The following is an 18,700-nucleotide window of genomic DNA, read 5'->3' as shown; positions in this document are numbered from 1 at the left end:
TAGTGTCATGGTCGATAAAAATGAAGGTTGGTGATGTGCCGATCATTGGCCGGTCAGGTTCGTCTGCCCGTCCTGCACCGCGACGATCAGTTGTTTGCTCAGCTCCTCGTTATCCCCACCGAGCTTGTCGCCATTGTGCAGCGTCACGGTGACGATGCCGGAGTCGATGTCCATCTCGAGCTGGCTGTAGAAATTGAAGATGTAGCCGCCGTGCCCGACCAGGTGTTTGCCGTTCACCGTGCGCACCCATTCGCCCAGCCCGTAGCCGGTGGCTTTCCCGTCAGGCAGCACGTAACTCGCGTTCATGCGCTTCACGTTCGCCGGCGAGACCAGCTTCCCGCCCTGCAGCGCCAGCATGAAGGCGGCGAGCTCGTCGACCGTGCTGACCATGCCGCCGGCCGCGTGCAAATTGCTGTTGGCGATCAGCCAGGCCGGCTTCGGGCCGGCCTGGTAGCCGGTGACCAGGCCCGGGTGGAAGGTCTTGTCGTCGCCCGAACCGGTATGGGCCAGGCCCAGCGGCCGCGCGATGCGGGCGTCGATGAAGGCATGGAACTCCTGGCCGGATACCTGTTCGACGATCTGCCCCAGCAGGTGGTAGCCGGTGTTGTTGTAGACGAAGACCGTGCCCGGCTTGCTCGCGAGCGGACGCTCCCGCGCCGGCGCCACCAGTTCGTCGAGCGTGTGCTCCAGCCTGGCCGTGGTGCGCCAGTAGCCCGAATCCATGGTGAGGTTGGGGATGCCGCTGGTGTGGGTCAGCAGGTGCTCGACCGTGACCTCTTTCCACTGGCTCGGCGCGTTCTTCAGGTAGCGCGCAATCGGCGCGTCGAGCGCGACCTTGCCGTCGTCGACCAGCAGCATGATGGCGGTGGCCGTGAACAGCTTGGTCGTCGAGCCGATGCGGAACACGTGTTCGGGCCGGACCGGCACGCCCAGTTCCACGTTCGCCATGCCGTAGGCCTTGCGCAGCAGCGGCCGGCCGTCCTTGAGCACCAGCGCCGCCACGCCGGGCAGCTCGGGCTTGAAGCGGCTGGCGACGATGCTGTCGAGCGAGTGCTCGAGCGAAACTTGGTCCCCTGGCGCGGCCATGGCCGCAGCGGGAAGGCACAGCAGCAGGAGCAGAAGCGGGCGTTTCATCGTCATCTCCGCAATAAATTTATGGGAAGAAATACGATTCTACGCAGCTTGCGTCCTGGACAGCAATCGCCGACATAAAAACGCTGCCTGCGCTCGCACGCAGGCAGCGATCGCAACGCACGTCGGCGTTAATGCGGTGCTGTCGTTCTTATCGCAAAGCCTTGCGGCGCCAGCGTGCGACCGCCAGCAGGCCCGCGCCGAAGAGGGCCAGCGATCCCGGTTCCGGCACCTCGGCCACGTTGTCGATGCGTTCGATGACGCCGGTCGCGCCACTGCAATCGTAGTCCACGACCCAGGGGCATCCCGCGCCCACCATTTCCGCATCGCTATTTGCGTCGACAACCGTAAAGATCCGGCCGGACGACACCAGCTCGATGTGGTGGTACCCGTCGTTGAGGTACATGCTCCCGCTGAGGAAGCCGTTGTCGCCGAAACGCAGTTGCATGTCGAGCCGTCCCAGCTCGGAAGCGAAACCGTTGCCGAGAACCGACCAACGCATCGCTTCGCCCATGTTCGGGAAGGTGTAGCGCAGTGCGAGCAAGCCTTGCGCCAGTGGAGCGCCATCGCCTTGCTCGAAGAACAAATCGAATTCGCCGCCGGCGACGGTCTGCTCGTCGAATTCGAGTTCGAGCGTGATGCCGCGCGGCGTTTCGCCGTTCGTTGCTTCCCACTGGTAGATCACGCTCGCCTGGCTAAACAAGGGCGACAAGGCAAGGCAAATTGCTGCAAGATAAGACGATCGTTTCATGGCATGCTCCCGCTATTGATGTCCTATGCATAGCAAGTTGCACGCCAGAATCGTAAGTGGTTGAATTTCATGGATTTTTCTTGTAACTAACCCACAGGAAAACAAAATGTGTCAATACGGTCGACAGCTATTTTGTTGACTGAGTCAGCAATATCTCGCAAAATGCTTGTAGATTATTTGCTGGAGCTTCGATGCCATTCCCTGTTTCGCGCGACAAGATTGCGCTGGTTCGGTCGTTCAACCGTTTTTTCACGCGCCATATCGGCGTGCTGGGTGAAAACCTGCTTCAGACCGCGTTCACCCTGACCGAGCTGCGTGTGTTGTACGAGCTCGCCCACCATGGCGACCAGCAGCCCGCTGCGCTATGCCGCCAGCTTGGCCTGGACAGGGGCTACCTGAGCCGTATCGTCGGCAAGTTCGAGACAGCGGGACTGGTCGCCAAGGTCGCTTCCGCAACGGATGGCAGAGCCAAGCTGCTGCACTTGACGGAGCAAGGCCGCAGGATCTACGAACCCATGGACCAGCGCTCCTGCGAAGAGGTTGCCGAGATGCTGGCACGCTTTGACGATGCTGACCAGCTGCGCCTGCTGGATGCGATGAACACGATCCAGGCGTTACTCGACAAGAAAGGCGCGGTGAAGTTTGCACAGCCTTTCCTCCTGCGTACCCATGGCCCTGGAGACATGGCGTGGATCACCCGGCGCCACGGCGAGTTTTATGGGCGGGAACAAGGCTGGGACAGCAGTTTCGAAACCCTGGTCGGTCAGATCTGCCTGCAGTTCGAGCGCGACCACGACCCGTCCATGGAGCGCTGCTGGATCGCGGAGATGGGCGGCGAGCGTGCAGGCTCGATCGCACTGACACGCAGCGGCGAAGAAGGCGTAGCAAAACTGCGGTTGTTGCTGGTAGAAGAAAAGGCCCGCGGGTCTGGCCTGGGTTCGCACCTGGTCGATACCTGCCACGCTTTCGCGCGTGCCGCCGGCTACAGGAAAATGCGCCTCTGGACGACAGACCAGCAGCAGGAAGCGCGTCAACTCTACCGTAACAAGGGCTATGTATGCGTGGCCGAGGAAAGCGTACACGCCTTTGGCAAGGACATGGTGAACGAAACATGGGAGCTGGACCTGTAACCAGGCGCCCGGCAGGCATCAGGTCGTTGCCGCATCCGTGACCGCGGCGCCCGACACCGCCCGCTGCAAATCGTCCAGCGTGGCCGGCTTGGTCAGGTGCAGGTCGAACCCGGCCTCGCTGGCCCGTCCCAGGTCGGCCTGCTGGCCATAGCCGGTCAGCGCCACCAGGCGCGGCGAACTCGCGGTGCGGCGCATCATCGTCGCCAGCGCATAGCCATCCATGTCGGGCAGGCCGATGTCGAGGATGGCCACCGTCGGCTGGTAGCGGATGCATTCGGCCAGCGCCGCCGTGGCCGTATGCGCGAGGCGCACCTCGTGGCCCAGCTGCTCCAGCACCAGGGAGGTGGTGGTGGCGGCATCGACGTTATCGTCCACCACCAGCACGCGTTGACGCTGCGCCTGCCCCGCACGCGGCGCGGCGGGGGCGGGTGCAACTGCGGCCGCCAGCGGCAGCTCGACCACGAAGCGGCTGCCGCAGCCCGGGCCGTCGCTGTGGGCGCGGATCTGGCCGCCGTGCAGTTCGACGATCTTGCGCACGATGGCCAGGCCGAGGCCCAGCCCGCCGGTGCTGCGCGCGAGCTGCTGCGGCGCCTGGTAGAAGGGCTCGAACACGCGCGCCAGCAGTTCCGGCGCCATGCCGATACCCTGATCGGCCACTTCCAGCCGCGCCCAGTCCTCGCGCGCGCTCAGGCCGATGCGCACCACGCCGTTGCCGAAGCGTTCGGCATTCGACAGCAGGTTGCTGATCACCTGGGCCAGGCGGTTTTCGTCGCCCTCGACCCAGAGCGACGCGGGCGCGGCCAGCTCCACCGTCATGCCGGGGCGGACGGTGGCGGCGTGGCGCACGAGTTCGGCGAGGTTCAGCGGCTTGACGTCGAGCTGCATCTTGCCGGTGGTGATGCGCGAAACGTCGAGCAGGTCGTCGACCAGGCGCTTCATGTGCTGCATCTGGCGGCGCATGATGGTACGTTCGCGCTCGCTCGACTGTTCGCCGCGCAGGTCCATCAGGTCGAGCGAGGCGACGATCGGGCTGAGCGGGTTGCGCAGTTCGTGGCCGAGCATGGCCAGGAACTCGTCTTTCGCGCGGCTGGCTTCGTGGCTGGCGGCCAGGGCGTCCTCGAGCGAGGCGAGCAGGCGCGAGCGCTCGGCTTCGTGGGCGGCGCGGCGGGCGGCGGCGGCCTCGATCGCCTCGCCCATCAAGGCGAATTCCTTGACGCGCGAGGGTGCCACGCTGGCGCCTTCGCCGGCGCCCAGTGCGGCCGTGCCGCCCTGCAGGCTGCGGAAGGCGGCGGCGACGCGCGCCGACAGCAGCCAGGCTGCGCCGATGCTGGCCAGCAGCGAAGCCGCCAGGCCCAGGCCATATACCGTCACGCCCTGGAAGGCGGCGCCGCCGACGGCGCTGGTCGGCACGCCCACGGCAACCGTCCAGCCGTAATGCGAAACGCGCGTATAGGCGCTGACCACGGTCTCGCCCTCGAGCGTGGTGGTCGAGCCGACGCCTTCCGGCGCCGGGTCGCGCATCAGCTGTACCAGCGAGGGGCTGGGCGGCCGGGTCACGGTGCCGCCCTGGTTCAGCGAACGCGCAACCACCGCGCCGGCAGCGTCGAAGACGCCGATGACCGAGCCTTTGGGCGCGTGCTGGCGCTCGATGACGCGCAGGATGCGGTCGGGCTGGATCACGGCGGTGAGGGCGTACAGGCGCCCGGCCTGGTCGCGGATCGGCACCCGCACGGGGAAGGCAGCGCGGCCGCGCGGCCCGAGGGTCACGCGCCCGACCAGCGGCCTTTGCACGGCCAGCAGCTGCTTCAGGCTCTCGGGATCGGCGACGCGCCCGCCCGGCGTGCCGAAGGGGCTGGTGGTGCGGAACAGGATGTTGCCGTCGGCATCGGTGAGGATCACCGCCAGCCATTCCGGCTGGGCCGCCACCTGGGCGCGGGCGGCGTCGTAGTACGAGCGCAGTTCGCCCGCATCCATGGCCGGCGTGCGCGCCATGCTGGCCAGGGTGGCGATCGCACCATCGAGTTCGGCATCGACGGCGCTCGACAGGGCGCGCGCCTGGTCGAGCATCGCGCGTTCCTGCTCGCGCTGCTGATACTGGTCGGCCATGTGCAGCGACCACAGGCCGAGGATGGCGAGCGGCAGCAGCCCGATCGCACTCAGGACGATGAGCAGCCGGCGTAGCGAGATAGTCAATCCGGGAGTCGACCGCATCATGGCGCGTGTGGGGCCTGTAGCCTTTGGCAAAAAGGCATTATACGGCGAATCGCGCGGCGCAATGCCATGCGGAAATCAGCCAGGGGCGCCCACGCAGGCGCTTCCTGACAGCGCCTTGTCTTCACAACGCCTTACGCGCGCCGCAGGAAAGGCGTTACTTTCTTTTCCAGCAGCCGCACCAGCTCCGGCTGCATGTAGTCGTAGTCGTCGGGGATGTCGAGGCAAACGATGCGCTTGCCGTTCAGGTGGCGCCGGAATTTGGCGGACAGCCGGCTGCGGTGTAGCTTTTCCATGACGAAGACGATCTCGGCCCAGTCCAGTTGTTCCGGGGCGAGCGGCATGTCGGCATCCGCTCCCACGCCGGCGGAGTCGGTTTCGATGCCGGGCCAGGTGGCGAACACCTGTTCGGCGGTTGGGCTGCGCAGGCGGTTGTGGGTGCAGATGAAGAGGGCGCGCAAGTCGAAAGCTCAGCCGATGAAGGAATCGAACTGCATGTCGAACTCCTGCAGCGCCTTCTGCGCGTTCTGCATCTTGCGCCGGAACTCCGGTCCGCGCTGCAGCGCCAGGCCCACGGCCAGCACGTCGATCACGACCAGGTAGGCCAGGCGCGCCGAGATCGGTGTGTAGGGGTCGATGTTGAAGACCAGGTCGATCGGGATCAGCACGCTGGCCATGTCGGCCAGCGGCGTGCCCGACGGCGCCAGCACGATCACGTCGGCGCCGCCGCGGCGCGCCAGCTTGGCCGAGCGCACCAGTGACGGGTTGTTGCCGCGCTGGGAGATCGCCACCACGCAGTCGCCTTCGCGCAGCAGGGCGGCCGCGATCGAGTGGATCGCCGGGTCGGTGTAGCAGACCGTCGGCACGCCCGAGCGGAAGAATTTATGCTGGGCGTCGGCCGCCACGAAGCCCGACGTGCCCTGGCCGTAGAACTCGATCTTGTTCGCGCGCGAGAGGATGTCGAGCGCCTTCTGCACCGACTCGGCATTCAGGTTGTTGCGCAGGTCGAGCAGGGTGTTGATCGAGCGGCTGCAGATCTTGTTGACCAGGTCGGCGGCCAGGTCGTCCTGGGCCGGCTGTTCGTTGGCGGCGGGTAGCGCAAGGGCCAGGCCTTGGGCCAGCTTCAGCTTGAACTCGTGCCAGCCGTCGTAGCCGAGGGTGCGGCAAAAGCGCACCACGGTCGGCTCGGACACCTGCGCGCTTTTGGCCAGCGCGGTGATGTTCTGGCTGACGGTGGCGCTGGGCGCTTCCAGCACGGCGAGGGCCACCTTGCGCTCGGACTTCGAGAGCGAATCAAGCTGGGTACGGATCGAATCGAGCAGCATGGCTGGTTCAATCCTCAGGCAGCGCTTCTTCGCGCCACTGCAGGCCGTCGCGGCCGATCAGGGCGCTCGATGCCGCCGGGCCCCAGGTGCCCGATGCATACGGCACCGGCGCGCTGTCGTCCTGCTCCCAGTGTTCCAGGATCGGCTCGACCCATTCCCAGGCCGCTTCGAGTTCGTCGCCGCGCATGAACAGGGTCAGCTGGCCGCGCAGCACATCGAGCAGCAGGCGCTCGTAGGCTTCCATGCGCGGCGCCTTGAACTGCTCGCGGAAATCGAGCTCCAACTCGGCCTGCTTCAGGCGCATCGAATCGCCCGGGGTCTTGGCCATCAGGTTCAGCGACAGGCCTTCGTCGGGCTGCAGGCGGATCACCAGGCTGTTCGGCTGGAAGCTCGAGGTCGGCTGGTTGAAGATCGAATGCGGGATCTGCTTGAAGCGCACCACGATCTCGGCCAGGCGGTCGGCCATGCGCTTGCCGGTGCGCAGGTAGAAGGGTACGCCGGCCCAGCGCCAGGTATCCACTTCGGCCTTCATGGCGACGAAGGTCTCGGTCTTCGAGCTCTTCGGCGCATCCGGCTCGTCGCGGTAGCTCGGCACGGCCTGGCCGTCGACATAGCCGCCGCGGTACTGGCCGCGCACGATGTTTTGCGACAGCGTGGTCGGCGTGAAGCGCTTCAGCGAGCGCAATACCTGCAGCTTGGCGTCGCGCACGGCGTCCGGCGAAATCGAGGTCGGCGGCTCCATCGCCACGATGCACAGCAACTGCAGCAGGTGGTTCTGCAGCATGTCGCGCAGCGCGCCGGAATTGTCGTAGTAGCCGAGGCGGTTGCCGACGCCGATCTTCTCGGCGATGGTGATCTGCACGTCCGAGATCCACTCGCGCCGCCACAGCGGCTCGAACAGCACGTTACCGAAGCGCAGGGCCAGCAGGTTCTGCACGGTTTCCTTGCCCAGGTAATGGTCGATACGGTAGATCTGCGACTCGGCGAAGACCTTGCCGACATCGAGGTTGATCTGCTTGGCCGAGGCCAGGTCGCGGCCCAGCGGCTTTTCCAGCACCACGCGCGAATGCGGCGTGGCCAGGCCGGTCTCGGCCAGGTTGTCGCAGATGCGCGCGAACAGGCTCGGTGGCGTGGCCAGGTAGTAGACGCGGGTGATCGCCTCGTCGTCCCGCAAGGCCGCGACCAGCGGGCCGTAGCTGTCGGCCTGGGTGGCGTCGAGCGCGACATAGGTGATGCGCTGCAGGAAGCGCTGCCACTTGTCCTCGACCACCGTTTCCTTGATGTGCGGTTTCGAGTTGGTCTCGACCATGTTCAGGAAGGCTTCCTGCGAACTCTCGTCGCGGCCGACGCAGATGATGCGTGCGCTGTCGGGCAGGTCGCTACAGACGTCGCGCGCGTACATTGCGGGCAGGAGCTTGCGCATCGCAAGGTCGCCGCTGCCGCCAAAGAAAACGAGGTCGAAATCGGAAAGGGCCATGGTGGTATCGGGTGGAAATGGGATGAGGGATTTGTGTAAATTTACTACATGATTATGCTATAAGCAAGAAATTCTACTACGTGATGCCCGGGCGCGGTCTATCCTGCCATAGTTGCCGGAGCAGGGGCGTTCCCATGCGCGGCGCCCCGGCGCATCAGGCGCCGGAGCGGATGCCGCGCAGGATGAGATCGATTCCCGCGAGGAAGTCGGCGCGGTCGTCGTGCGCGCGCAGGGAGCCGGCCATGCTGCGCACGAAGGGATAGCGGGTGGCGTCTAGCCCGGACCAGGCCGCCGCTACCGTCTCCAGCAGCCCGGCGCGCTCGATGCCGCCGCTGCGGGCGATCTGCATGTTGGCCGCATTCTGACCGGCCACGCCGAGGATGTAGTTCAGCAGCGCCGACACCGTCGCCCACTGGTCATTGTCCGGCACGTCCAGGGCCTGGACCTGGCGGCCGAGGGATTCGAGGATGCGCACCAGCGGCCCTTGCCCGCCGGCGCGGATGAGAGCGGCGCCAGCCCAGGGGTGGGCTTCCATCATGTCGAATACGCCGGAGGCGATGGCGCGGATGCCCGCTTCCGGCGCCGCGCCGGGCGCACAAGCGGCCAGGGTCTGGGCCGTCACGGCGTCGCAGGCGGCCGCCAGCAGGTCGTGCTTGTCGGTGACATGCCAGTAGATGGCGCCGGCGCCGGTGCTCAATCGCTGCGCCAGGGCGCGGAAGGTGAGGGCGCTTTCGCCTTCCGCGTCGAGGATGGCAATCGCGGCGTCGATGATGCGCTCGCGCGACAGCGAGCTGTCGCGGCGCGTGGTCTGTGGTTTTTTGTCCATGCCGTATCTTGACACATCTGGAACGCTGTTCCAAGATAATGGAACGATGTTCCAGAGCCGGCTGATGGCAGCCCAGCTGCGAACAGGGAGAACCAGCATGACCAACCCCATTGCGATCATCGACGCCGGTCTCGGCGGCCTGATGCTTGCCCGCGTACTGCAGGTGCACGGCATTGCCGCCACCGTCTACGAGGCCGAAATCTCGGCCGACGCCCGTACCCAGGGCGGCCTGCTCGACATCCACGAGGACAACGGCCAGCTGGCGCTGAAGGCGGCCGGGCTCTACGACCAATTTCTCGGCATCGTCATTCCTGGCGCCGACGCCAAGCGCATCGTCGGCAAGGACGGCAGGATCCTGATGAACAGGCCGGACATCGGCCAGGGCAGGCGGCCCGAGGTGGACCGGGGCGCGTTGCGCCGCCTCCTGCTGGACGCGCTGCCCGCAGGCACGGTGCGCTGGGGCCACAAGCTGGCGGCGACGCGTGCGCTCGGCGGCGGCCGGCACGAGGTGAGCTTCGCGGACGGCAGCACGATCGAGACTGCGCTGCTGGTCGGCGCCGACGGCGCCTGGTCGCGCGTGCGTCCGCTGGTTTCGCCCGCCATGCCGGCGTATATGGGCACCCTGTTCATCGAGACCTTCCTCTACGACAGCGCCGCGCGCGGCAACGAAGGCGGGCTGGTGGCCGAGGGCACGCTGATGGCCGCCGCGCCGGGCAAGGGCATCTTCGCGCACCGGCATGGCGACGGCAGCGTGCAGGTATATATCGCCCTGAACAAGGCGCAGTCCTGGTGCGACGGGATCGACTGGTCGGACCGGACGGGCGCCCTGGCCGGGCTTGCGGCGGAATTCGCCGACTGGTCGCCCGCGCTGACGGGGCTGATCACGGAGAGCGAAACCAGGCCGGTGGTGCGGCCGATCTACGCGTTGCCGGCAGGGCATTGCTGGGACAGGACACCGGGCGTGACCCTGCTGGGCGATGCGGCGCACTTGATGTCGCCGTTCGCCGGCGAAGGCGCCAACCTGGCCCTGTACGACGGCGCCCAGCTTGGCGAGGCGCTGGCCGCCAGTCCGGACGGCCTGGAAGCGGCGCTGCTCGCCTACGAAACCGCGCTGTTCGCACGCAGCGCCGAACCGGCCCGCGAATCGGCGCGCAACATGGCGCGCTTCTTCGACCAGGATGCGCCGGCCGGCCTGCTCGCGCTATTCGGGGTGCCGGTCGCGGTTTGAAAAGGCAGTCCTAGCGGAGGTATTCCGGCCCGAGTTGGCCCGCCACATCCACGCGCAAGGCCAGCACCTTGCCGGTCAGCGGATACTGCTCCTTCTCCGCATTCGAGCGGCCATGGCTGGCGCTGGTGACGTACAGGGTACGCAAATCGGTGCCGCCGAACGCCACCGCCGTCGGACAACGCAGCGGCAGCTGCACTTCGTGCAGCAGTTCGCCGGTGGGCGACAGCTTCAGCAAACGCGCACCTTCGAACATCGCGATCCAGTAATTGCCTTCGCTGTCGACCGCGGCGCCGTCCGGACGGCCGCCGTACTCGGGCGCGTTCTTGTCGGCGTCGAACGTGACCAGGTTGCGGTTCAGCGTCGCCTGGCCCGCCTCGGGATCGAAGTCGTAGAGATCGATGCGGTGGCTGGTGGTATCGGCGTGGAACATGCAGCGTCCGTCCAGCGACCAGGCCAGGCCGTTCGAATTCGTCATGCCGCCCGACCAGGCCAGGCGGAGTTGGTCGCGTTCGAGCACGTACATCTCGGCGGCCGGCTTGTCGCGCGGCTCGTACATGGTGCCAACCCAGAAGCGGCCCATCGGGTCGACGCGGCCGTCGTTGAAGCGCACCTGCTTCGTGTCGTACGGGGCAGGGCAGATGTCTTCCATCTCGCCGCTGGTCGTGTTCAGGCGCACGAAGCCCTGGCGCGTGGCCACCACCAGGTTGTTGTCGGCATCGGCGGCAATCGCCGACGGCTCCGAGCCCATCTTCCAGGACGTGAACTTGCCGCTGGCCGGGTGCACACGGTTCACGGTGAGCCCGTTGATGTCGACCCAGTACAGGGCCGATTCGACGTCGTGCCACAGCGGGCATTCGCCAACCTGCATCGCTTCGTCGTGGACGACTTCGATCTTCACATTCTTCATGGTGGTTTCCGCGTGTTTGCTCGTGCTATTGCTCGTGCTTTTGCTGATTAAACGGCGGCCTTTGCGCGCGCGATCAGGCCGTTGGTGGAACTGTCATGCTGCGCTGGCTGCGCGTCGCCCGCCAGTTCGGCTTCGATCTTCTTGGCCAGCACCTTGCCCAGCTCCACGCCCCACTGGTCGAAGCTGTTCAGGTCCCAGATCGCGCCTTGCACGAAGGTCTTGTGCTCGTACAGGGCCACCAGGGCGCCCAGCGTGGCCGGGGTCAGGTACTCCATCAGGATCGTATTGCTCGGGCGGTTGCCGGGGAAGGTTTTATGCGGCGCCAGGCGCTCGACCTCGCTCAGCGCCAGGCCCTGGCCTTGCAGGTCCTGGCGCACCTCGTCCAGCGTCTTGCCCTTCATGAAGGCTTCGGACTGGGCGAAGCAGTTCGCCAGCAGGGCGGTGTGGTGGTTGTGCAGCTCGTGGGCCGGGCGCAGGGCGGCGATGAAGTCGATCGGTGTCAGGTCGGTGCCCTGGTGCAGCAGCTGGAAGTAGGCGTGCTGGCCGTTGGTGCCGGGCTCGCCCCAGATCGCCGGGCAGGTCGGGGTGTCCACCGGTTCGCCGTCGCGCGTGACGCGCTTGCCGTTGCTTTCCATGTCGAGTTGCTGCAGGTAGGCCGGGAAGCGGTTCAGGTCCTGGTGGTAAGGGGCGATGGTGACCGAGGTCGCGCCCAGGAACTGGCGGTTCCAGAAGCCGACCAGGGCCAGGATGATCGGCATGTTCTGCTCGATCGGCGCCGTGCGGAAGTGCTGGTCCATCTCGTGGGCGCCGGCCAGGAAATCGGCGAAGTAGCCGTAGCCGACGGCGAGCGCCACCGGCAGGCCGATCGCCGACCACACCGAGTAGCGGCCGCCGACCCAGTCCCAGAACGGGAACATGTTCTCGGGGTCGATGCCGAAGGTCTTGATCGCTTCCACATTCGTCGACACCGCCACGAAGTGTTTGGCCAATACTTCTTCGTTCGCATGCGCCAGGAACCACTTGCGCGCGGTCTGCGCGTTCATCATGGTCTCGGCCGTGGTGAAGGTTTTCGAGGCGATGATGAAGAGGGTGGTTTCGGGATCGACCTGTTCCAGGGCCGCATCCATGTCGTGGCCGTCGACGTTCGAGACGAAGTGCAGGCTCAGGCGCGGGTGGCTGTACTGGCGCAGGGCCAGGCAAACCATCTTCGGGCCGAGGTCGGAGCCGCCGATGCCGATGTTGACGATGTCGGTGATCGGCTTGCCGGTGTGCCCGACCCAGGCGCCGCTGCGCACGGCGTCGGTAAAGGTCTTGATGCGCGCCAGCACGGCGTGCACGTCGGCGCTCACGTCCTGGCCGTCGACGCTCAGTTGCGCCTCGCGCGGCGCGCGCAGGGCGGTGTGCAGGACGGCGCGGTTTTCGGTGTTGTTGATCTTCTCGCCGGCGAACATGGCGTCGCGTTTCGCCTCGACGCCGCGCTCGCGCGCCAGGCTTGCCAGCAATTCAAGCGTGCGCCCGTCTAGCCGGTTTTTTGAATAGTCTAGGAACAGGCCGGCGGCCTCGATCGAGAGGCGCTCGAAGCGCTGCGGATCGGCCGCGAACAGCTGGCGCATCTGCCAGTCTTCGGCCTCGACGGCGTGGGTTTCGAGGGCCTGGAAGCTGGCGGTGCTGGTCAATGAAGGCAGGGGCATAATGCGCGCGTGATAGTGTTTTGGACAGATTATCGAATAATACAGGAATCGTTCGTAAATTCACTACACAATGGATGAGTCCGGGCGCGCGGATGTTATTCGATATGCCAACGTTGCGCCATGGTGGGTTCGAGAACCCACCCTACGAGTCGATCGGCGCCGACGGCCAGGTTTTCGTAGGGTGGGTACTTGTACCCACCGCGTCAACGGGCATGGGAACGGCCGTAAACCACCCCCGCCAAACACCCCCAACCCAATTCTGTAGTAAAATTTCAGAGTCAAATTTTCGAAGGAACGATTATGGCGCTGCACCCCGTAGTTGAACAGGTAACGAACCGGATCATCCAGCGCAGCCGCGCCTCGCGCGCCGCGTATCTGGCACATCTCGAGGCCGCACGTGTCCAGGGCGTGCAGCGCGGGGCGCTGTCGTGCACCAACCTGGCCCACGGCTTCGCCGCCTTCCCCGCCAACGACAAGCTCAAATTGCGCGAGCAGAAGAAGCCGTCGGTGGCCATCGTCTCGTCGTATAACGACATGCTGTCGGCCCACCAGCCGTTCGAATATTTCCCGAAAGTGATCAAGGAAGCCGTGCGCGACATCGGCGCGGTGGCCCAGTTCGCGGGCGGCGTGCCGGCCATGTGCGATGGCGTCACGCAAGGCCAGCCGGGCATGGAGCTCTCCTTGTTCTCGCGCGACACCATCGCCATGTCGACCGCCGTCGCGCTCTCGCACAACATGTTCGACGCCGCCTTGTACCTCGGTATCTGCGACAAGATCGTGCCGGGCCTGCTGATCGGCGCGTTGCACTTCGGCCACATCCCGGCCGTGTTCGTGCCGGGCGGCCCGATGACCTCGGGTATCTCGAACAAGGAAAAGGCGGCCATCCGCCAGCGCTATGCCAAGGGCGAAGCCACGCGCGAGGAACTGCTGGAAGGCGAATCGGCCTCCTACCACGGCGCCGGCACCTGTACCTTCTACGGCACCGCCAACAGCAACCAGATGCTGATGGAGATGATGGGCCTGCACCTGCCGGGCGCCGCCTTCATCACCCCGGGCACGCCGCTGCGCGACGCGCTCACCGCCGCTTCGTCGCACCAGGCCGTGGCGATCTCCCAGCAGGGCGGCAACTACATGCCGGTCGGGCACATCGTCGACGAGAAGAGCATCGTGAACGCCATCGTCGCGCTGCACGCCACCGGCGGCTCGACCAACCACACCCTGCACCTGGTGGCGATCGCGCGCGCGGCCGGCATCGTGATCGACTGGAACGACTTCGACGCGCTGTCGAAAGTGGTGCCGTCGCTGACCCGCATCTACCCGAACGGCGACGCCGACGTGAACCACTTCCAGGCCGCGGGCGGCCCGGGCTTCGTGATCCGCGAGCTGCTGGACGCCGGCCTGGCCCACGAGGACGTCAACACCATCCTCGGCCACGGCCTGCGCAAGCACTGCATGGAGCCTTTCCTGGGCGAAGACGGCAAGGTGGTCTGGCGCGAGCTGCCCGAGCAGAGCGGCGACGAAGCCGTGCTGCGCAAGCACACCAACCCGTTCAGCGACAACGGCGGCATGGTGCTGGTGCAGGGTAACCTCGGCCGCGCCATCATGAAGATCTCGGCGGTCAAGAAGGAACACCACGTGGTGGAAGCCCCGGCGCTGACCTTCAACTCGCAGGAAGACTTCATGCACGCGTATAAAGCCGGTCACCTGAACCGCGACTTCGTGGCCGTGATCCGCTTCCAGGGTCCGCGCGCCAACGGCATGCCGGAACTGCACGCGCTGACCCCGGCGCTGGCGAACCTGCAGGATGCCGGCTACCACGTGGCGATGGTCACCGACGGCCGCATGTCGGGCGCATCCGGCAAGGTGCCGGCGGCGATCCACGTGTCGCCGGAGATTTTGGCCGGCGGCCCGCTGGGCCTGGTGCGCGACGGCGACATCATCCGCGTCGACGCCACCGACGGCAGCCTGCAGGCGCTGGTGCCGGAAGAGGTCTGGGCCGGGCGCAGGCAGGCCAGCGCCGACATCTCGTCCAGCCACATCGGCATGGGGCGCGAGCTGTTCTCGATGTTCCGCAATTCCAGCAGCGCGGCGGAAGAGGGCGCGGCGACCTTCCCGCTGCCGTCGCCGAAGCACACCACCACGCCGTTGCACGAGGGCGCCGACAGCGGCGAGATCATGCCCGGCTCCGATGAAGACTTCCTGTTCAGGACGAATAAATAATGACCACCATGACCGTACTTGACATCATGCGCTCGGCGAGCGTGATCCCCGTGATCGCCATCGACGACCCGGCGCACGCCGTGCCCCTCGCAAAAGCCCTGGTGGCCGGCGGCATCCGCGTGCTGGAAGTGACCCTGCGCACCGCGCACGGCCTGCAGGCGATCCGCGACATGGCCCAGGTGGAAGGCGCCATCGTCGGCGTGGGCACGCTCACCCAGCCGGAAGAATTCGCCGCGGCGCGCGACGCCGGCGCCGTGTTCGGCGTGTCGCCCGGCCTGACCCCGACGCTGATCGAGGCAGCGAAGAAGAGCGGCCTGCCGCTGCTGCCGGGCGTGATGACGCCGTCGGAAGTGATGGCGGCGCGCGAAGCCGGCTTCAGGCAGCTGAAGCTGTTCCCGGCCGTGCCGGCGGGTGGCGTCGGCATGCTGAACGCGATCGGCGGCCCGCTGCCGGACGTGACCTTCTGCCCGACCGGCGGCATCTCGATCGACACGGCGCCGGCTTTCCTGGCGTGTAAAAACGTGGCCTGCGTGGGTGGTTCGTGGCTGACGCCGAAGGATGCGCTGGCGAACGGCGACTGGGACCGGATTACCGAGCTGGCGAAGGCTGCGGCGGCGTTGCGCAAGCAGTAATCAGGCCTGGATCAAGGAGGCCGTTGGCACTCCTTGATCGAGGGTGAAGCAACCAAGGCGTCCCTGTTCAGGGACGCTGTCATTTCAGGTGGTCGTAACCACCCCTATGCTATTACTCGCCCCGGCGGCCCCGTGGCCTCCACATTCGTGCCGTAAGAACTGTCGAGCCGATGAACGAGAGAACGATGATGTTGAACGCCTTTTCAATATTCATTCCCGGATCGAAGAAGAATATGGAAACGTAGATAACTGCAACCACCACGAATCCGACGCCGAGTGAAATGAACATGCGTTTCATGCGAAAGGCTCCTCAGTCCTTTTTCGGCCTGCCGCTTTTGACACCAGATGTTCCGAAAGCCAGAGAGTGAGAAAGGTGACAATGGTTGTCGCGAGCGACGCATAAAAGATGATGGCAAATGCGCGTTCTACGTACAGGTCGGGCGCATTCAGGATGACCGAGAGCCAGACAGTCCAGCAGACCAAGAAACCGGCTCCGAGTGAAAGTAGGATTCTCCGAGTCATGCGAAAGGCTCCACGCTGTAACCGCCGGCGACATGAACATACCATCGATCGCCAATGTGGAGCAGCGTGTGGCCACAGAAGTTTGGGCCGTCACCCGACACGACGACGGCACAAGTGTGCTTGAAGTCTGTTATGTCGAGCGGGCAGAGAATCATTCGATCGCCTTCATAATGGGCAGGCATGATCGGCGCCTGTTAGCACACTTTGTTGGCACTGCAATCCCACCCGCCCGACGTGTTGCCTTGTGCACCTCCTCGAATGCTTTGACGCATGTAATTCCACTTGATCTTTGCGTACGCCAGGTGGACTCGTTCGCTCATGATCCCGCCATCGCCGCTGTAGCCACTTTCGTCTCCGTTGTAAATTAGGCAATTCCCCGATTCTGGCCTGGCCCGAGCAAGGGCGGCTTGGGAGTCATCAATCGTCGTCCTCTATAATCCCTGCACCGTCGATAGATCGGAAATCACCTACGACGCGTTTTCGTGTGACAGGAAAGCAGCTCAACTATGCGTATCAGGTGGCGTCCGCTGACAAAAGGCGAAATCGCACTGGCATCCCTGCTGTTCGGGGACGCCATCGATTACGCGCGCGTGCGCATCCATGCACGCCGCTACATGCCGTTCCAGCCAAAGAACTGCGCAATGACGCCGAACGGCAGCATGTACTTCCACGCTTCCTGCTTCCTTGACGACTATTCCCAGGCCAGCCCAAGCGGCCAGCACTGGTTCATGCACGAGATGGTGCATGTCTGGCAGCACCAGCTCGGCTACCCGGTGCGCCTGCGCGGCGCGCTGCGCATCGGCCTGGAATACAGCTACGCACTGCGCGAAGGCGCGACCCTGGCCGACTACAACATGGAAGCACAGGGCGACCTGCTGGCTGATTATTTTGTCCTGAAATTCCTGCGCCGGCCCGATGCGATGCGCCAGCGCCAGTATGGCAATCAATTGGCGCTGTATGAAAGCGTGCTTGCGGGTTTCCTGGCCAATCCAGGCGACCGTGCCAACCTGCACCGCGGCCTGGCCGGGCGCATCGCGCGCTTCGCCTGACCACCCGGTTGGCACCCTTTGTCTACCCATCCAGCATTGAGCTTCCTCAATGCTGCTCTGTGGCAACAGCCTAGGCTTGGAACCTCGCCGCTTTCTTGTTTTCCGACCCCATGAAGCTTTTGCCGATCCTGCTGCTGACCGTTTTGCTCGCGCCCCCGGCGCAGGCGGCGCGCCGCACCGGCGAGGCCGAAGTCAGGGCCGGGGCGAATGGGGTGCCGTGCTTCACGATTTCGGAGCGCGAGGAACAACGCGGGGGCGCACCGGATTTTCAGGCAATCACGATATCCGACCCGGGCGGCAAGCCGATGTGGAAGATGGCGATGCCGCGCGAGCGCACGTTTCCTGTCACCTACAGCATGTGCATTCCCTATGCGGGGCGGGTGCAGGCCTTGCCGCAGACGCCAGCAACGGTGCTGGAAGCAGGCAAGGTCTATCTGGTGCTGATCGAAGCACGCAAGGCGAAGACTGCCGCCAGCCCGCTGCGCTACCTGGCCCGCTTTTGCCTGGCGCCTGGAACGACGGCATCGTCGACCGGCATTCGCAGCGCGTGCGCAGCGGGCACGCGTCCGGTGCAAGGCCCGGCCCGCTGACCTCCTGCCTTGCCCGTCAATGGCAAGACCGGCTTACTTGAAAATGCCGCGGGCAGTCAGCACGGTCTCTTTTTTCGCCGTGAACAAATCGGCTACCGACGTTCCCACCGTGCAGTACGCACGGCCGTCGCGTAACTCGAAGTACTCCGAGGGATAGTACTTTTTGATTTCTTCGGGGTCCAGCTCGGTGAGCGGGTAAGAAACGGGCGCCGCAAATTGCACTGGCCGGGCCTTTACCGAGCGCTGCCCGGTGAACCCCCGCCCATACGGGTCACCGCATCCATACCATTCGCCATCCGCTCCCTGATGCAATTCGGCGTACTGGTATTTCTCGTGTATCCAGGTGCCGTTCGGGCGCCGGCTGACGAACAGCAGCACGGTGTCGCCCTGCGAAAAACGCGGCTCGCCATAATGATCGTAGACGTCGAAAGCAATCGTGTTGCCGCGATAATCGCCGAACACAGTGTCGAGTATCCGGTAATGCGCGACGTAATACTGGTCCATGATGATGCACCTGTCGCAAGCCGGTGGCTCCTGCTTTTCCAGGCTGATTTTCTCGCCGATGAATGCAAACAGGTTTTCGCCGTTTGCCGCATGGGCCTCGCTTGCCGCACTGCTCAGGCAAGACATCCCCGACGACAGTGCCAGCGTCGCGTTGGCAAGAAGCTGTGTCGTACGCATCGATATCCCTCGTATGGAATCGGTGAAACTGCACAAGCGGCTTTCAACCGGATGGTCATCCGGTCATGTTAATCACTCTTCAATTAAAAGAAAACAAAAAGCCATGTCGATTGATTACATCCGATGTCGCTTCGCTATCGCTACCGTTAATAGACAGGAATTGAACTGTCGCTTAAACGGTAAACCCGCCATTAAACCTTTGCCGTACGGAAATCATCTGTATAGACTGATTTCGCTCGCCTGTCCGTTTCCAGTCTGTTTCAAACCTGACAGCGCCATTTTTTTAATATCGCTTGTTATTGAATCAATCCACGCATCGTCATGCCGTC

Annotated in this window: 17 protein-coding genes; 6 read left to right on the top strand and 11 right to left on the bottom strand. The window is 64.9% G+C overall.

The genetic code is table 11. From position 1 onward, the window contains the following. Positions 1-42 precede the first annotated feature (42 nt). Both QPK31_RS03500 and QPK31_RS03495 read right to left on the bottom strand, forming a co-directional pair. A complete protein-coding gene (locus QPK31_RS03500) occupies positions 43-1,134 on the bottom strand; it encodes a serine hydrolase (protein WP_290421560.1) in 1,092 nt (363 codons plus the stop codon). Between the two features lie 148 nt (positions 1,135-1,282). Next, positions 1,283-1,882, bottom strand: coding sequence for a PEP-CTERM sorting domain-containing protein (locus tag QPK31_RS03495; RefSeq protein ID WP_290421559.1), 600 nt, complete (start codon positions 1,880-1,882; stop codon positions 1,283-1,285). Between the two features lie 191 nt (positions 1,883-2,073). Here QPK31_RS03495 and QPK31_RS03490 point away from each other — a divergent pair, with 191 nt between their 5' ends. After that, the gene (locus QPK31_RS03490; RefSeq protein WP_290421558.1) at positions 2,074-3,012 is read left to right on the top strand and encodes a bifunctional helix-turn-helix transcriptional regulator/GNAT family N-acetyltransferase; all 939 of its coding nucleotides are present in this window, start codon (positions 2,074-2,076) and stop codon (positions 3,010-3,012) included. Between the two features lie 18 nt (positions 3,013-3,030). Here the strand turns inward: QPK31_RS03490 and QPK31_RS03485 are convergent, their stop codons facing one another. The 5 genes from QPK31_RS03485 to QPK31_RS03465 form a co-directional block, all read right to left on the bottom strand. Next, positions 3,031-5,223 (bottom strand): ATP-binding protein, encoded by a 2,193-nt coding sequence (locus QPK31_RS03485; protein WP_290421557.1) that lies wholly within the window; start codon positions 5,221-5,223, stop codon positions 3,031-3,033. A 134-nt stretch (positions 5,224-5,357) separates the two neighbouring features. After that, entirely contained in the window at positions 5,358-5,684 is a 327-nt protein-coding gene (locus tag QPK31_RS03480) for a low molecular weight protein tyrosine phosphatase family protein (RefSeq protein WP_290421556.1), read from the bottom strand. Positions 5,685-5,693: 9 nt separating this feature from the next. Next, on the bottom strand, positions 5,694-6,548 hold the full coding sequence (locus QPK31_RS03475; protein ID WP_290421555.1) for an SIS domain-containing protein: 855 nt from the start codon (positions 6,546-6,548) through the stop codon (positions 5,694-5,696). 7 nt (positions 6,549-6,555) lie between these two features. Then, positions 6,556-8,025, bottom strand: coding sequence for a glucose-6-phosphate dehydrogenase (gene zwf / locus QPK31_RS03470; protein WP_290421554.1), 1,470 nt, complete (start codon positions 8,023-8,025; stop codon positions 6,556-6,558). 154 nt (positions 8,026-8,179) lie between these two features. Then, positions 8,180-8,851: a TetR/AcrR family transcriptional regulator gene (locus tag QPK31_RS03465; RefSeq protein ID WP_290421553.1), complete on the bottom strand. Its 672-nt coding sequence runs from the start codon at positions 8,849-8,851 to the stop codon at positions 8,180-8,182. Positions 8,852-8,948: 97 nt separating this feature from the next. On the opposite strand from QPK31_RS03465, the gene QPK31_RS03460 reads away from it, so the two are divergent. After that, the gene (locus QPK31_RS03460; protein ID WP_290421552.1) at positions 8,949-10,079 is read left to right on the top strand and encodes an NAD(P)/FAD-dependent oxidoreductase; all 1,131 of its coding nucleotides are present in this window, start codon (positions 8,949-8,951) and stop codon (positions 10,077-10,079) included. A gap of 10 nt (positions 10,080-10,089) precedes the next feature. On the opposite strand, the gene QPK31_RS03455 is transcribed toward QPK31_RS03460, so the two are convergent. Both QPK31_RS03455 and pgi read right to left on the bottom strand, forming a co-directional pair. Continuing rightward, positions 10,090-10,986, bottom strand: coding sequence for an SMP-30/gluconolactonase/LRE family protein (locus QPK31_RS03455; RefSeq protein ID WP_290421551.1), 897 nt, complete (start codon positions 10,984-10,986; stop codon positions 10,090-10,092). A gap of 47 nt (positions 10,987-11,033) precedes the next feature. Further along, positions 11,034-12,677, bottom strand: a complete 1,644-nt coding sequence (pgi, locus tag QPK31_RS03450) for a glucose-6-phosphate isomerase (protein ID WP_290421550.1) — start codon at positions 12,675-12,677, stop codon at positions 11,034-11,036. A 300-nt stretch (positions 12,678-12,977) separates the two neighbouring features. Between pgi and edd the strand changes: the two genes are divergently transcribed. Then, the gene (gene edd / locus QPK31_RS03445) at positions 12,978-14,897 is read left to right on the top strand and encodes a phosphogluconate dehydratase (protein WP_290421549.1); all 1,920 of its coding nucleotides are present in this window, start codon (positions 12,978-12,980) and stop codon (positions 14,895-14,897) included. A gap of 8 nt (positions 14,898-14,905) precedes the next feature. Then, positions 14,906-15,529 (top strand): bifunctional 4-hydroxy-2-oxoglutarate aldolase/2-dehydro-3-deoxy-phosphogluconate aldolase, encoded by a 624-nt coding sequence (gene eda / locus QPK31_RS03440; protein ID WP_290421548.1) that lies wholly within the window; start codon positions 14,906-14,908, stop codon positions 15,527-15,529. 112 nt (positions 15,530-15,641) lie between these two features. Here eda and QPK31_RS03435 read toward each other — a convergent pair whose 3' ends face one another. Continuing rightward, positions 15,642-15,827 carry a hypothetical protein gene (locus QPK31_RS03435; RefSeq protein WP_290421547.1) on the bottom strand — a complete coding sequence of 62 codons (186 nt, stop codon included), beginning with the start codon at positions 15,825-15,827 and terminating at the stop codon, positions 15,642-15,644. Positions 15,828-16,557: 730 nt separating this feature from the next. Here QPK31_RS03435 and QPK31_RS03430 point away from each other — a divergent pair. Continuing rightward, a complete protein-coding gene (locus QPK31_RS03430; protein ID WP_290421546.1) occupies positions 16,558-17,100 on the top strand; it encodes a Rhs element Vgr protein in 543 nt (180 codons plus the stop codon). Between the two features lie 119 nt (positions 17,101-17,219). Next, a complete protein-coding gene (locus QPK31_RS03425; RefSeq protein ID WP_290421545.1) occupies positions 17,220-17,690 on the top strand; it encodes a hypothetical protein in 471 nt (156 codons plus the stop codon). A 33-nt stretch (positions 17,691-17,723) separates the two neighbouring features. Here the strand turns inward: QPK31_RS03425 and QPK31_RS03420 are convergent, their stop codons facing one another. Beyond that, the gene (locus QPK31_RS03420) at positions 17,724-18,371 is read right to left on the bottom strand and encodes a hypothetical protein (RefSeq protein ID WP_290421544.1); all 648 of its coding nucleotides are present in this window, start codon (positions 18,369-18,371) and stop codon (positions 17,724-17,726) included. Positions 18,372-18,700 lie beyond the last annotated feature (329 nt).

The sequence above is a fragment of the Massilia sp. YIM B02769 genome (genome assembly GCF_030411995.1).
Taxonomy (GTDB): Bacteria; Pseudomonadota; Gammaproteobacteria; order Burkholderiales; family Burkholderiaceae_D; genus Telluria.
This window is presented reverse-complemented; position numbering and strand designations above follow the sequence as displayed.